This is a genomic window from Pseudomonas sp. GW821-FHT01E05 (assembly GCF_059422425.1).
In genome coordinates, this window is sequence record NZ_JBWKWW010000002.1 from 194,042 (window position 1) to 208,207 (window position 14,166).

Annotated in this window: 13 protein-coding genes; 5 read left to right on the forward strand and 8 right to left on the reverse strand. The window is 57.8% G+C overall.

The window, feature by feature from the left end:
* Nucleotides 1-589: 589 nt before the first annotated feature.
* The 7 genes from AC07W5_RS04440 to amaB form a co-directional block, all read right to left on the reverse strand.
* Nucleotides 590-1,306 carry an ABC transporter ATP-binding protein gene (locus AC07W5_RS04440; protein WP_494993461.1) on the reverse strand — a complete coding sequence of 239 codons (717 nt, stop codon included), beginning with the start codon at nt 1,304-1,306 and terminating at the stop codon, nt 590-592.
* Nucleotides 1,303-2,178, reverse strand: a complete 876-nt coding sequence (locus AC07W5_RS04445; protein WP_494993460.1) for an ABC transporter ATP-binding protein — start codon at nt 2,176-2,178, stop codon at nt 1,303-1,305. The genes AC07W5_RS04440 and AC07W5_RS04445 overlap by 4 nt, the downstream gene beginning before the upstream one ends.
* Entirely contained in the window at nt 2,175-3,458 is a 1,284-nt protein-coding gene (livM, locus tag AC07W5_RS04450) for a high-affinity branched-chain amino acid ABC transporter permease LivM (RefSeq protein ID WP_495022859.1), read from the reverse strand. The genes AC07W5_RS04445 and livM overlap by 4 nt, the downstream gene beginning before the upstream one ends.
* 2 nt (nt 3,459-3,460) lie before the next feature.
* Nucleotides 3,461-4,375 (reverse strand): ABC transporter permease subunit, encoded by a 915-nt coding sequence (locus AC07W5_RS04455; protein ID WP_495023000.1) that lies wholly within the window; start codon nt 4,373-4,375, stop codon nt 3,461-3,463.
* A 191-nt stretch (nt 4,376-4,566) separates the two neighbouring features.
* Entirely contained in the window at nt 4,567-5,700 is a 1,134-nt protein-coding gene (locus AC07W5_RS04460) for an ABC transporter substrate-binding protein (protein WP_494993458.1), read from the reverse strand.
* A 380-nt stretch (nt 5,701-6,080) separates the two neighbouring features.
* The gene (amaA, locus tag AC07W5_RS04465) at nt 6,081-7,364 is read right to left on the reverse strand and encodes an L-pipecolate oxidase (RefSeq protein ID WP_494993457.1); all 1,284 of its coding nucleotides are present in this window, start codon (nt 7,362-7,364) and stop codon (nt 6,081-6,083) included.
* A gap of 166 nt (nt 7,365-7,530) precedes the next feature.
* Nucleotides 7,531-9,021: an L-piperidine-6-carboxylate dehydrogenase gene (amaB, locus tag AC07W5_RS04470; RefSeq protein ID WP_494993456.1), complete on the reverse strand. Its 1,491-nt coding sequence runs from the start codon at nt 9,019-9,021 to the stop codon at nt 7,531-7,533.
* A 177-nt stretch (nt 9,022-9,198) separates the two neighbouring features.
* Here amaB and AC07W5_RS04475 point away from each other — a divergent pair, with 177 nt between their 5' ends.
* The 3 genes from AC07W5_RS04475 (at nt 9,199) to nadE (ending at nt 12,265) form a co-directional block, all read left to right on the forward strand.
* Nucleotides 9,199-10,104 (forward strand): LysR family transcriptional regulator, encoded by a 906-nt coding sequence (locus AC07W5_RS04475; RefSeq protein ID WP_494993455.1) that lies wholly within the window; start codon nt 9,199-9,201, stop codon nt 10,102-10,104.
* Between the two features lie 103 nt (nt 10,105-10,207).
* A complete protein-coding gene (gene pncB / locus AC07W5_RS04480) occupies nt 10,208-11,434 on the forward strand; it encodes a nicotinate phosphoribosyltransferase (protein ID WP_494993454.1) in 1,227 nt (408 codons plus the stop codon).
* Nucleotides 11,435-11,437: 3 nt separating this feature from the next.
* On the forward strand, nt 11,438-12,265 hold the full coding sequence (gene nadE, locus AC07W5_RS04485) for an NAD(+) synthase (protein ID WP_495022860.1): 828 nt from the start codon (nt 11,438-11,440) through the stop codon (nt 12,263-12,265).
* 192 nt (nt 12,266-12,457) lie between these two features.
* Here nadE and azu read toward each other — a convergent pair whose 3' ends face one another.
* The gene (gene azu, locus AC07W5_RS04490; RefSeq protein ID WP_494993452.1) at nt 12,458-12,904 is read right to left on the reverse strand and encodes an azurin; all 447 of its coding nucleotides are present in this window, start codon (nt 12,902-12,904) and stop codon (nt 12,458-12,460) included.
* A gap of 345 nt (nt 12,905-13,249) precedes the next feature.
* Here azu and AC07W5_RS04495 point away from each other — a divergent pair, with 345 nt between their 5' ends.
* Nucleotides 13,250-13,837 (forward strand): cytokinin riboside 5'-monophosphate phosphoribohydrolase, encoded by a 588-nt coding sequence (locus tag AC07W5_RS04495; protein WP_495011239.1) that lies wholly within the window; start codon nt 13,250-13,252, stop codon nt 13,835-13,837.
* A gap of 68 nt (nt 13,838-13,905) precedes the next feature.
* Nucleotides 13,906-14,094 (forward strand): hypothetical protein, encoded by a 189-nt coding sequence (locus AC07W5_RS04500; protein WP_150640425.1) that lies wholly within the window; start codon nt 13,906-13,908, stop codon nt 14,092-14,094.
* Nucleotides 14,095-14,166: the final 72 nt, after the last annotated feature.

A 14,166-nucleotide genomic window follows, 5' to 3' on the forward strand; every position in this document is an offset into this window, starting at 1 on the left:
TTTTTTGCTTGACCTGTGCCCCCTGCCTATGTAGCACGCCAAAAACGTGGCACCGGGTGTAACCATCAAGGATGGTGCCAGGCCAGTAACTACGCCGCCTTGCCGAGTCTTTCCAGAGTTTAACCACAGACTTATCCACAGGCTGCAACACGCTTTTTCGGCCCTCTTCTGTGACAATAAAAAGGTTGACATTCCCCATTCAAAGCTACGTAAAAACCATTGATCAAAAAACAACCGCATCACTACAAGCCACGCCAATCAAGGCTTACAGCCAGCTACTCCCACGTTACCCACAGCCAGTTCCACAGCAATCGGGGACAAGTCAAAACCGTGACAAAACAACTATTTGCAGCGGCTTTATGTCGCGCTTTAGCAGGTTATAAATATTGTTTTCCACAATTTCTCGATAGAGCACCGCGATCCTTGTGGGAGCGGGCTTGCTCGCGATGACGGCGGCATGTTCAGCATTGAGGTGACTGACAGATCGCTATCGCGAGCAAGCCCGCTCCCACAAGGGATTGGTGTCGTTTTGCAGACCGAAAAAAGCCCCGGCGATTGCTCGCCGGGGCTGGGTCCTGCAACGGAGAACTCAGTGACCGCCTAGATAAGCGTTGCGCACCTCTTCGTTGACCAACAGTTCCTCGCCGGTGCCGGTCAAGCGAATTTTACCGTTGACCATCACGTACGCCCGATCCGACAACTTCAGCGCATGGTTGGCGTTCTGTTCCACCAGGAAGATAGTCATCCCGGAGGCCGCCAGTTCACGCAGGGTATGGAAGATCTGCTTTACGATGATTGGCGCCAGCCCCAGCGACGGTTCATCGAGCAGCAGCAACTTGGGTCGACTCATGAGTGCCCGAGCGATAGCCAGCATTTGCTGTTCGCCGCCGGACATGGTCATGGCGCGCTGATTGCGACGCTCCTTGAGTCGCGGAAACATCTCGAACATGCGCTGCATGTCTTCGGTTGCGAACTTGTCGCCGATGGGGATGGTGCCCATCAACAGGTTTTCCTCGACGGTCATGTCGGGGAACACCCGCCGCCCTTCCGGCGACTGCGCAATGCCGTTGGAGGCGATGTAGTGCGATGACTTGTGCGTGATGTCGACGCCGCGATAGATGATGTGCCCGCTGCTGGCCCGCGGCTGACCGAAGATCGACATCAGCAGCGTCGACTTGCCGGCACCGTTGGAGCCGATCAGGCTGACGGTTTCACCTTCGTTAATGTGCAACGATACTTTTTTCAGGGCCTGGATAGGCCCGTAAAACACTTCGATCTCTTTCAGTTCGAGGATCGGTTCGTTCATACCAACTCCTCTTCATCAGCACCCAGGTACGCAGCAATCACTTTCGGATCGTTGCGGATCTGGTCCGGACCACCTTCGGCAATCACGTTGCCGTGATCAAGTACCACGATGTAATCGGAAATACTCATGACCATGCCCATGTCGTGTTCGATCAGCACCACGGTCAGGTCGTGTTCGTCGCGCAGTAACCGAATCATCTTGCTCAGGGCTTCGGTTTCCTGCGGGTTGAGACCGGCAGCCGGTTCGTCCAGGCAAATGATCTGCGGCCGCGTGCACATGGCCCGGGCGATTTCCAGACGCCGTTGTTGGCCGTAGGACAGTTCCCCGGCCAAACGGTTGGCACAATCCACCAGGTCCACCACTTCCAGCCAATAGAATGCATGGTCCAGCGCGTCGCTTTCGGCTTTGCGGTAACCCTTGGTATTGAGAATCCCCGCCACCAGGTTGCGATTGACCCACATATGCTGGGCCACCAACAGGTTTTCCAATACCGACATTTCCCGGAACAGACGAATGTTCTGGAAGGTGCGCGCCAAACCCGCGCGATTGATCAGGTGCGTGCCACCGAACATTTTGTAGAACAGACGACTGCCAAAGGTTTTTGGCGAGACGAAATCGGTCGCCTTGAACGGTTCACCCAGCAGCTTGATCACATTGGTACTGGTGCCCCGGCTGTTGAGCTGGATGTGCCCGCCCGTGGCCTTGTAAAACCCGGTCAGGCAGTTGAACACCGTGGTCTTGCCCGCGCCGTTGGGGCCAATCAGGGCAGAGATCGAGTTGCGTTTGATCTTCAAGCTGACATCACTCAGGGCTTTGATACCGCCAAAGTGCATCATCAGGTTGTCTACCGAGAGAATGACTTCATCGTTCATGGCGCCACTCCTTTACGTGGGGTCACACCGGTACGGCTGATACGAATCAGGCCACGCGGTTTCCAGATCATCATCAGCACCATAAGGACGCCGAACAGCAATACGCGGTATTCCGCGAAGCCGCGCAGCAGTTCCGGGGCGACGGTCAGCACGAACGCGGCGATCACCACACCGACGGTCGACCCCATACCGCCGAGCACGACGATGGCGAGGATCAAGGCCGACTCGAAGAACGAGAACGAGGTCGGGTTGACGAAGCCTTGATAGCTGGCGAAAAACACACCGGCCAGACCTGCAGTGGAAGCCCCCAGGGTAAAGGCCGACAGCTTGACCAGTACGTGGTTGAGACCCATGGCGCGGCAAGCGATTTCATCTTCGCGCAAGGCTTCCCAGGCACGCCCGACCGGCATGCGGGTCAGACGATGCTTGATGTACAGCACCAGCATCACGACGAGAAACAGCACGCCATAGATGAGCATGAACTTTACGTTCGGATTGTACTCAGTCCCGAAGAATTCATGGAAGGGTATCCCGCCATCCTTCGCCACGCGCCCGAACTCAATACCGAAAACCGACGGTGATGGCACCGGCATACCGTTCGGCCCGCCCGTGAAGGACAGCCAGTTGGTCAGTATCAGGCGAATGATTTCACCGAAGCCCAGGGTCACGATGGCCAGGTAGTCGCCGTGCATGCGCAAGACCGGGAAGCCGAGTATGCATCCGGCCAGCGCCGCCATAAGTGCCGACAGCGGCAACATGGTCCAGAAGCCCAGGCCAAGGTAGTGATAACCCAGTGCCAGGCCATAGGCGCCGATGGCATAGAACGCCACATAACCCAAGTCGAGCAGGCCTGCCAGACCGACCACGATGTTCAGGCCAAGGCCCAGCAATACGTAGATCAGTCCCAGGATCACCACCGTCAGCAGGTACTTGTCGGCGAAGATCGGAAACACGATAGCGATCACGATCAAACCCGGGATGATCAAACGCAGCCGTGACTTGTAATCAGGTGGCAGCACATGCACGCCTGAGCCGATGACTTCGAAGCTTTGCTGTACCTTCACGCCCTTGGCGGTCTGCAGGAACAGGCTCAAGACAAGACGCCCGATCATCACCGCCCCGACCATCCAGGCCACACGCGTCGGCTGCAGGTTGTAGCTATAACCTTCAAGCACTACGCCCACGATCGGGCCGAAGACAATCAGGGCAATCAACCCGGCCAGGACGGTGTCGATCAGGCTTTTTTTGATATCGATAGGTTTGTTATTAGCGTCGGACATACTTATACCTTCGCCACGAGTGGGCGACCCAACAGGCCTTGAGGACGGAAAATCAGGATCAGTACCAGCAGCGAGAAGCTGAAGACGTCCTTGTAGTCAGAGTTGATCACGCCGGAAAACAGCGACTCGGAGATGCCGAGAATGATCCCGCCAAGCATGGCGCCAGGCAGCGAACCAATCCCCCCGAGCACCGCAGCGGTGAAGGCCTTGATGCCGATCACGAAGCCTGCGTAGAAATCGAAGGTGCCGTAGTTCACCGTGATCAGGACACCGGCCAGCGCAGCCATGGCGGCTCCGATGATGAACACGTAGGAGATCACTCGATCAGTGTTTATCCCGAGGATCGAGGCCATCTTGCGGTCTTGTTGAGTCGCACGACACATGCGCCCCAACTTGGTGTACTTGATGATGTAGGTCAGCAGGGCCATCCCGACAAACGCTGCAACCAGAATAAAGATCTTGGTGTAGGTGATCTGCACAAAACCAGTACCGATATCGAATCTCAGTCCACCGCTCAACAGCGTAGGAATACCCTGTTGCCGTGAGCCCTGAGCGATCTGTGCGTAGTTCTGCAGGATCAGAGAAACGCCGATAGCACTGATCAGCGGTGCCAGTCGGGTGGAGTTGCGCAGCGGTTTGTAAGCGATGCGTTCGATGACCCAGCCATACACACCGGTCACAAAGACAGTGAACAGCAAGGTGCCCAGGATCAACAACGGAAAGGATTCGACACCGAACCAGGACAGTAGAGCCAGGCTGATCGCCGCGAGGTACGCGGAAATCATATAAACCTCGCCGTGGGCGAAGTTGATCATACCGATGATGCCGTAGACCATTGTGTAGCCGATGGCGATCAGGCCGTAGACCGACCCGAGAGTCAGACCGTTGATAACTTGTTGCAGGAAAATACCGTCCATCATGCACTCTCACTAACTTGAGAGGCCACCGCGAACCCGGTGTCGATGAGCCCTTGTGAGGCGCACCTGGCCGGGTTCATGTGGCTCAGAAGAAAAATACCGGGTCGGCACGATTGCAGAACCCATTACCAAAGCCGGGCCTGCGCCCCACGACTGATATCGAGAGACCCAGGCCTGGCAATGCGCTTATCTCACTTCTGTGTTTCCAGCTGGTGGTATTTGCCCGCAGCGTCCCACTTGTAAACCACGTAGTCGGAGACTTTCAGGTCGCCCTTGCTATCCCATTCCTTCTTGCCCATCACGGTCTCCACCGGGTGCGCTTTCAGCCATTTGCTGGCTTCTTCACCTTTGTTCGACTTGGCGCCGTTGAAGCCGGCAGCCAGGGCTTGCACCGTGGCGTAGGCGTACAGGGTGTAGCCTTCAGGCTCGTAACCGGACTTGCGGAAGGTATCCACGACAGCCTTGCTGTCTGGAATCAGACGCGGGTCAGCGCCAAAGGTCATGTACACGCCATCGACGAACGGAGCACCACCGGCAGTGGTGACCATTTCGTCAGTCACGATGCCGTCATCGGACATGAACTTGACGTCTTTCAGACCTTGCTCGCGCAGTTGGTGAACCAGTGGGCCGGCTTCCGGGTGCAGGCCGCCGAAGTAAAGGACATCAGCGCCTACCGAACGGACTTTGGTGATCAGGGCGCTGAAGTCTTTCTCGCCACGGGTCAAGCCTTCTTCAAGAACCGGTTTCACGCCACGCGCGGTCAACTGCTTGGCAGTCGCGTCCGCAAGGCCTTTACCGTAGGTGTCCTTGTCGTTGATGACGGCAACTTTCTTGCCTTTCAGGACGTCGACGATGTAGTTACCCGCGACGATACCTTGCTGGTCATCACGCCCGCACAAACGCAACATGGCAGGCAGGCCGCGCTCGGTGACCGCCGGGTTGGTAGAACCCGGAGTGATTGCGATGATGCCTGCGTCGGAATAGACCTCGGAAGCAGGGATGGTCGACGACGAGCAGAAGTGCCCGACAACGCCGATAACCTTGTCCTGCACCATCTTGTTCGCGACAGCTACGGCCTGTTTCGGTTCGCAGGCGTCATCGCCCTGGACCAGCACAATTTTTTCGCCGTTGATGCCGCCCTGGGCGTTGATTGCATCCGCCGCAGCTTGCGCGCCTTTCATGTATTGCAAGCCGAAGGAAGCGTTAGCACCGGTCATCGGACCTGCCACACCAATTTTGACATCCGCCTGAACAAACGAAGAAACACCCAATGCAGTAGCGACTGCGAGTGCCAGAAAACCTTTCCTGTAAAACGTCTGCGACATGTGATGGTGCTCCTGAGGTTTTTTAGTTAGCACAGCAACTTCAGCGGAAGCTTTGATTCAGCTACAAGCGCAGAGCAAGGGCCGTGCCATAGGTTTTTTATTCTGAAAAAAGTCGCTCTTATATTGTTATTTCGACTGTTTCGAGCCCTTTTTCATTGGGCGTGCAACCGTCTAAACCGCGAGAGGTGAAACCTTTATTTTTAAAAGGCGCAACCAACAAGTGCCATCATTGCAACCAAGACACTTAATGACGTGCAACCACCCTGTAACAACCTGCGTCACCGAAGTGCACACTGTCGGTGCGAGACTGCTACAACCCGCACCACTACAGGCTAGCCGCTTCGCTGAAAAGCGCCGCATCCAGCACCGGATTTCGACAATCAGATAACGATCCGCAAGCACTGGCCCGCGTGATACAGGGAGAAGCCCGCCTCGTACAAACAGCTGCGCAGCCCAACCCCTGCCAGTGGCTGCATGGGCGCGAAGGGAATCGGCAAGGCTTGAGGATTTCCGTTACACAGGTAATCGGCGAAGGCTTTGCCAACCACGCTGCCGGTGGTTACGCCGCGACCGTTATAGCCGGTGACTGCCACTAAACCGGGCGCCGGTTCGAACAAGCGCATCAAATGATCGGGCGTAAAGGCGATGCAACCGGTCCAGGTGTATTCCCATTCCACCGGTTTGAGGTAAGGGAAGTAATGCTGCTGAACCCGATCGGCCCAGGATTTCAAGAACCAGGCCGGTTTCTGATTGCCATTCCCCAGACTGCCCAGCAACAGGCGCCCGTCGGCATCCCGACGAATGCTGCTCAGTACCTGCCGGGTATCCCAGGAGCCCTGGCCGCCGGGCAGAATCTGTTGCGCCGCGTCCTCGGTCAGCGGTTTTGAGGCCACTTGATAGTAATACCCGGGGAAGAAGTTACGCCGCAGCTCGGTCCAGTCGCCTTCGGTGTAGGCGTTGGAGGCAATGACGACTTTCTCGGCCAGCACCGAACCCTGTGCAGTCTGCACCGACCAGCGCTGGCCCTGACGCTCAAGCCGAGTGACCGGCGAATGGTCGAACAGCTGCCCACCCAGACCGACCGCAGCCTTGGCCAGACCGCTGGTATAGGCCATTGGATTGAGCGTGCCAGCACGCCGGTCAAGCAAGGCGGCGGCGATTTTCTTTGTGCCGGTGGCAGCTTCGCAGGCAGCCCCCGTCAACAACTCCACCGGGGCACCGCGACGCTTCCATTGTTCTTCACGACTGCGCAGATCCGCTTCGCCGCGGGCGTTGTGGGCCATGTGCAGCGTGCCCTCGCGGCGCAACTGGCAATCGATGTTGTATTTGTCGATCAGGCTGAACACCAGTGATGGCGCCGCGCCGAGCATACGGTTGAGCTGACTGCCGATCGCTTCACCGAAACCGGCTTCAATCTCGTCCGGGGGAATCCACATCCCGGCATTCACCAGCCCAACGTTACGTCCCGAACCGCCATGGCCGGCGCGATGAGCCTCCAGCACACAGACGCTTTTGCCCTGTTCAAGCAAATGCACCGCTGCCGATAAACCGGTGAAACCCGCGCCGATCACACAGACATCCACCGTCACCTCGCCTTTGAGCGCGGCGTTGTCAGGCCTTTGCGGCGTCAGTATTTCCCACAGACATTCTTCGCGTAACGGCATTGCCAGACTCCGAAAATGAAACCTAACCAACCCTCGTTGATCGTTCCCACGCTCTGCGTGGGAATGCCTCACTGGACGCTCCGCGTCTGCTTCGGCCGTGACGCAGAGGGTCACTGGCTGCATTCCCACGCGGGAGCGTGGGAACGATCATCATCAAACAATCGACTCAGTCGAAAGTAATGCCTTGGGCCAACGGCAATTCCAGCGAGTAGTTGACGGTATTGGTCTGGCGGCGCATGTAACCGCGCCATGCATCGGAGCCGGACTCACGGCCGCCACCGGTTTCTTTCTCACCGCCAAAGGCGCCGCCGATTTCCGCTCCGCTCGGGCCGATGTTGACGTTGGCGATACCACAGTCGCTGCCCACCGCGGACATGAATTGCTCGGCCTCACGCACGTCCGTGGTGAAGATGCACGACGACAGGCCTTGTGGCACGGCGTTGTTCAAGCGCAGCGCATCGGCGAATTCCTTGTAACCCACCACGTACAGAATCGGCGCAAAGGTTTCAGTGCAGACTACATCGCTCTGCTCCGGCATTTCGACGATGGCCGGAGACACGTAGTAGGCGTTGGGGAATTTGTCTTCCAGTTGGCGCTTGCCACCGAATACCCGGCCGCCTTCACTCAACGCCTGCTCCAGCGCGTCCTGCATGTTCTCGAAACTGTGTTTGTCGATCAGCGGACCGACCAGGTTGCCTTCCAGCGGATGTCCGATGCGCACTTTGGAGTAAGCGGCTTTCAGGCGGGTAACGATCTCGTCCTTGACCGACTCATGTGCGATCAAGCGACGCAGGGTGGTGCAACGCTGACCGGCAGTACCGACCGCGCTGAACAGAATCGCCCGCACGGCCATGTCGAGGTCGGCGCTTGGGCCCAGGATCATCGCGTTGTTACCGCCCAGCTCAAGAATGCTGCGGGCGAAACGGGCCGCGACTTTCGGTGCCACTTCTCGGCCCATGCGGGTGCTGCCGGTGGCACTGATCAAGGCCACACGCGGATCATCGACCAACGCTTCACCGGCATCGCGACCGCCGATGATCACTTGGCTGAGGTATTCCGGTGCATCACTGAAGTTCTTCAGCACGCGCTCGAACAAAGCCTGACAAGCCAGTGCGGTCAGCGGGGTCTTCTCCGACGGTTTCCAGATCACCGCGTTGCCGCAGACCAGCGCCAGCGTGGTGTTCCAGGCCCAGACCGCGACCGGAAAGTTGAACGCGCTGATCACCCCGATCACCCCCAGCGGATGCCAGGTTTCGCGCATGTGGTGGCCCGGGCGCTCGGAAGCGATGGTCAAACCATACAGTTGGCGAGACAGACCTACGGCGAAGTCGCAGATGTCGATCATTTCCTGCACTTCACCCAGGCCTTCCTGAGTGATCTTGCCGGCCTCCCAGGACACCAGCTCACCGAGATCGGCCTTGTACTCACGCAAAATATCGCCCAATTGGCGCACCAGCTCGCCACGACGCGGCGCCGGCACCTTGCGCCAGAGCTCGAACGCATGCTCTGCGCGACTGACCTGCTGTTCGACTTCGGCGGCGCCTTCCCAGTTCACGGAGGCAATCAGGCTGCCGTCGATCGGCGTATGAACGGGCTGTTTACCGGTTTGATACAAGGCCGGGTTTACACCTAGACGATCAAGCAATGCGGCAACCATGGGTTACTCCTTAAACATGAAAAACAGAATTTTCGTAGCCCGTAAAGGCGACTACTCAGGCCTGTATTTGTAGCTGGCCCGAGACTTGCCAACAAACGACCTTTAGGCGAGATATCATTCCGTTTATTCATGCTGCATCGGCATAGCAGCGCTGAGACAAGAACAAGGGACCATCCCATGCTGAATAAACGCTATCTGCCATCGATCACCGCATTGCAGTGCTTCGAAGCAGTCACCCGTCACCTGAGCTTCACCCGCGCCGCCGAAGAGTTGAACCTGACCCAGAGTGCGGTCAGCAAACAGGTCGCGCAGCTCGAGGAGCTGCTCCAGCACCTGCTGTTTCGGCGCGTCCGTCGACGCCTGCAAATGACGCCGGCCGGTGATCTGTATCTGGTTGAAGTACGCAAAATCCTCACCCAAGTCGAGATGTCGACCCATTACCTGCGCTCCTACGGCGGTGAAACCGAAGTCCTGCGGGTCTCGACGCCATCGACCTTCGGCGCACGCTGGCTGGTGCCGCGGCTCAAGGGCTGGCGCCTGCGTCATCCGCATATCCATCTGGACCTGTGCAACGAGCAGGAAGCCGACGACCTGCTGCAAGGCCGCAGCGATCTGGCCTTCTACTTTGGCCAGGGCTCGCGACCCGGCACCGAATGCCTGAAGCTGTTCGGCGAAGAGCTTGTGCCAGTGTGCGCGCCGGGCAGCCTGCCGGACAAACCGTTTACAGACCCGACGCAACTCAGCGAACTGGTGCTACTGCAAAATGCCTCCCGGCCCCAGGCCTGGCATGACTGGTTCGATAGCCAGGGTTACCAGACCGAACACAGCTATCACGGCCCGCGTTTCGAAACCTTTTATATGTGCATCCGCGCCGCCCAGGTCGGCTGCGGCGTGGCGCTGTTGCCGCGGTTTCTGGTGGAAGAAGAGCTGGCCGACGGCAAACTGGTCATCCCGTGGCAACACGCAATGCCCAGCAAGGACGCCTATTACCTGGCCTACCCGGAGCATTCAGCGGAAGTGCCCAAGGTCCGGGATTTTGTGCGCTGGATGCTGGAGCAAATCGAAAGTCCGCAGGCGTCTTAAAAAACACTGGCAAAGCGGGCCGCTGATATGCGCCACTAGCCCTATTCATTGAAATAGCTGAAATACCGCGGCGCAAGCGGCGACCAGTCTGGAGATTCCCGTTATGAGCGAGAGTGTGTTTGCCGATCGCATCGTGCAGAACCTGCTCGACACCGACTTCTACAAGCTGACCATGATGCAGGCGGTGCTGCACAACTACCCCAACGTTGAAGTCGAATGGGAGTTTCGCTGCCGTAACAGCGAGGATCTGCGCCCCTATCTGGCGGAGATTCGATTTCAGATCGAGCGTCTCACCGAATTGAGCCTGAGCGCCGATCAATTGAGTTTTCTGGAACACATCAGTTTCCTGAAGCCGGACTTTCTGCGATTTCTCGGCTTGTTCCGCGTCAATCTGCGCTACGTCCACACCGGCATCGAAAATGGTGAGTTATTCATCCGCCTGCGCGGTCCGTGGCTGCATGTCATCCTCCTGGAAGTGCCACTGCTGGCGATTGTCAGCGAAGTACGTAACCGTTATCGCTACCGCGAAATTGTCCTGGAACAGGCCCGCGAGCAGCTGTACCGCAAGTTCGACTGGCTGACAGCCAATGCCAGCGCCGATGAACTGGCACACCTGCAAGTCGCCGACTTCGGCACCCGTCGGCGCTTCTCGTATCGGGTCCAGGAAGAAGTGGTCAACGTGCTCAAGCACGACTTCCCTGGGCGATTCGTCGGTACCAGTAACGTGCACCTGTCTCGCGAACTGGACATGAAGCCGCTGGGCACCATGGCCCACGAATGGATCATGGCCCACCAGCAACTCGGCCCACGGCTGATCGACAGCCAGATCGCTGCGCTCGATTGCTGGGTTCGCGAATATCGAGGCCTGCTGGGGATCGCCCTGACCGATTGCATCACCACCGATGCCTTCCTGAGCGACTTCGATCTGTACTTCGCCAAGCTGTTCGACGGCCTGCGCCACGATTCCGGCGACCCGATCCTCTGGGCCGAAAAGGCCATCGCTCACTACCACAAGCTGGGTATCGAGCCGATGAGCAAGACATTGGTGTTCTCCGACAGCCTGACACTGCCCAGGTGCCTGGAGATATTTCGCGCGCTGCGTGGCCGGATCAATGTCAGCTTCGGTATCGGCACCAACCTGACGTGCGATATTCCCGGTGTCGAACCGATGAGCATCGTGCTTAAAATGACCGCCTGCAATGGTGAGCCCGTCGCGAAAATCTCCGATGAAGCGGCCAAGAGCCATTGCAAAGACCCGAATTTTGTCGCCTATTTGCGCCACGTTTTCAAAGTACCTGCCGCCCCATTTGGCAAATCAAGCAAGGAGTGAATCATGCAAGCCGTACAGCGTGAGATTGCTGAACAGCTCAAGGTCCAACCGCCCTTTACCGATCACGCCGCCCTCGAGGCGGAAATCGCCCGGCGGATCACCTTTATCCAGGACTGCCTGCTCAATTCCGGGCTCAAGACCCTGGTGCTGGGCATCAGTGGCGGCGTCGATTCCCTGACCGCCGGTCTTTTGGCCCAGCGCGCGGCGCGCGAGCTGCGCGAACGCACAGGTGACAATAACTACCGTTTCATCGCGGTGCGCCTGCCCTATGGCATCCAGTTCGACGAACACGACGCCCAGGCGTCGGTGGACTTCATCGCACCGGACGAGCGCCACACGGTCAATATCGGCCCGGCAGTCAAGGCCCTGGCCAGCGAAGTCGCGGCCTTTGAAGGCAAGCACGCGGTCTCGGTGGATTTCGTCCTGGGCAATACCAAGGCGCGGATGCGCATGGTCGCGCAGTACACCATCGCCGGCGCGGCTCAGGGTCTGGTAATCGGGACTGACCACGCGGCGGAAGCAGTGATGGGCTTCTTCACCAAGTTCGGCGACGGTGCCTGCGATCTCGCACCATTGAGCGGGCTGGTGAAAAATCAGGTTCGGGCCATCGCTCGATACTTCGGCGCGCCGGAGTCACTGGTGGAGAAAGTCCCGACCGCCGACCTGGAAGACCTATCGCCCGGCAAACCGGACGAGGCCTCCCACGGCGTGACCTATGCCGAGATCGATGCCTTCCTGCATGGCCAGCCGGTGCGTGAAGAGGCGTTCAAGATCATCTGCGATACGTACAACAAAACCCATCACAAGCGTGTGATGCCGTTCGCGCCGTAAACCGCAAACCGCAAGATCGTTCCCACGCTCCTGCGTGGGAATGCAGCCCGTGACGCTGCGCGTCACAGAAGCGGACGCAGAACGTCCAGTGAGGCATTCCCACGCAGAGCGTGGGAACGATCATTGATTCCTCAATTGCCAAGCACAAAAAAAAACGTCCCTCAGGGACGCTTTTTTATGCTCGCGATGTGATCACTTCAGGACAACAGCGCCTTTCATCATCGAGTTATGCCCCGGGAACGAGCAGAAGAACTGGTAGCTTTCGCCCGCGGTCAGTTTCGAGACGTCGAAAGTCGCCGAATCTTTCTCGCCAGCGCCAATGATTTTGGTGTGGGCGATGATGCGCTCGTCACCTTCCTTCAGGTAGTTCTTGTCGATACCGGCGGCCATGCCGTCGGTGGCGATGCCGGCCATGTCTGCAGTTTTGCTCAGTACCCAGTTATGACCCATGACGTTCTTCGGCAGGCTGCCGGAATGCGCCAGGTTGACGGTGAAGGTCTTGCAGCTCTTGTCGATGGTGATTTCCTTGGTGTTGTAGGACATCTGATCGGTGGAGTCGACATCGACCTTGCACTCTGCAGCCATCAATTGGCTGCTAGCCAGTGTCAGCAGGGAAACCGCAACGAGTTTGGCAAACATGGTGAATCTCCAAGGCAGGGTTAGGAAAAAAGACACATGGAGTGAAGATTGCCTGAAATTGGCGCAAGTTCCTATGACCTGAATCAAGAAATTGTATACAACTTTCGGGCTATTACACTCATTGAAACAATCAACCGGCCAGACGCCAGGCAGCACCCTATGATCAGGTCGTCATCCCCATCCGGAGCGCCTGTCATGCACCTTAGTAGCCTTTTTCGCATTTTGCTTGCCGCTTACGCCTGCGGTGCCAGCGGCACCTATGAAAAGCCGCAACGCGAGGTTTAAAGCTTGGAGAGCCACCAGCCAGCCATTACTCTGAGGTCGTCACTGACCTTGGAGTAAGGCATGTCTTTAGCGTCTGTTTGTGTATTTTGTGGTGCCAGTACCGGCAACAATCCGGCCTACCGTGAAGCAGCCGTGGCCTTGGGTCGCGAGTTGGCCAAACGCAAGCTGACCCTGGTCTATGGCGGCGGTGCCGTTGGCTTGATGGGCATCGTCGCCGATGCTGCAATGGCAGCCGGCGGTGAAGTGATAGGGATCATTCCACAAAGCCTCAAGAACTCGGAAATCGGTCACGAAGGCCTGAGCCGCCTGGAAGTGGTCGACGGCATGCATGCGCGCAAAGCCCGTATGGCTGAGTTGAGCGACGCCTTTATCGCGCTGCCCGGCGGCTTGGGCACCCTGGAAGAAATGTTTGAAGTCTGGACCTGGGGCCAACTGGGTTACCACGGCAAGCCGCTGGGCCTGCTGGAAGTGAACGGTTTTTACGAGAAACTCACCGGTTTTCTTGATCATGTCGTCGGCGAAGGCTTCGTTCGCGACCATCACCGTGCCATGCTGCAAGTGAGCGAATCGCCGCAAGAGTTGCTGGATGTACTGGATGCGTGGAAACCTTTGGTGCCGCCAAAATGGGTCGGGCAAAAACCCAGCTAACCCTTGAGCCCTGTTTAAAGGCAGAATACGCGCCGCTCAACCTCACCTTCGACCCCAGAGGATCGCCCATGGCTAAACCTAATTACTCGTTCGCCAAACGTCAGAGAGACTTGGCCAAAGAGCAGAAGAAAGAGGAAAAGCTTCAACGCAAGAAAGCTACAGCTGAAGAAGAAGCAGCCGCCCTGAACCCGGATGCAGAAGGTGAAGTGGTTGCCGATGATGTTGAAGCACCGAAAGATCAGGCTCCTGACGCCTGAGTCCCTCCAGGCCCGATGATCTGATCAGGCCCTCCGGATCTGTGTCCAGGGTCAGCAGTTACGCTGCTGACC

Bases quoted from the DNA above. Each gene is read 5' to 3' on its own strand.
- pncB (WP_494993454.1), top strand. From the start codon at position 10,208: ATGAGCGAGAGTGTGTTTGCCGATCGCATCGTGCAGAACCTGCTCGAC.
- AC07W5_RS04445 (WP_494993460.1), bottom strand. From the start codon at position 2,178: ATGAACGATGAAGTCATTCTCTCGGTAGACAACCTGATGATGCACTTT.
- AC07W5_RS04460 (WP_494993458.1), bottom strand. From the start codon at position 5,700: ATGTCGCAGACGTTTTACAGGAAAGGTTTTCTGGCACTCGCAGTCGCT.
- amaB (WP_494993456.1), bottom strand. From the start codon at position 9,021: ATGGTTGCCGCATTGCTTGATCGTCTAGGTGTAAACCCGGCCTTGTAT.
- AC07W5_RS04440 (WP_494993461.1), bottom strand. From the start codon at position 1,306: ATGAACGAACCGATCCTCGAACTGAAAGAGATCGAAGTGTTTTACGGG.
- livM (WP_495022859.1), bottom strand. From the start codon at position 3,458: ATGTCCGACGCTAATAACAAACCTATCGATATCAAAAAAAGCCTGATC.
- nadE (WP_495022860.1), top strand. From the start codon at position 11,438: ATGCAAGCCGTACAGCGTGAGATTGCTGAACAGCTCAAGGTCCAACCG.
- AC07W5_RS04495 (WP_495011239.1), top strand. From the start codon at position 13,250: ATGTCTTTAGCGTCTGTTTGTGTATTTTGTGGTGCCAGTACCGGCAAC.
- AC07W5_RS04500 (WP_150640425.1), top strand. From the start codon at position 13,906: ATGGCTAAACCTAATTACTCGTTCGCCAAACGTCAGAGAGACTTGGCC.
- azu (WP_494993452.1), bottom strand. From the start codon at position 12,904: ATGTTTGCCAAACTCGTTGCGGTTTCCCTGCTGACACTGGCTAGCAGC.
- amaA (WP_494993457.1), bottom strand. From the start codon at position 7,364: ATGCCGTTACGCGAAGAATGTCTGTGGGAAATACTGACGCCGCAAAGG.
- AC07W5_RS04475 (WP_494993455.1), top strand. From the start codon at position 9,199: ATGCTGAATAAACGCTATCTGCCATCGATCACCGCATTGCAGTGCTTC.
- AC07W5_RS04455 (WP_495023000.1), bottom strand. From the start codon at position 4,375: ATGGACGGTATTTTCCTGCAACAAGTTATCAACGGTCTGACTCTCGGG.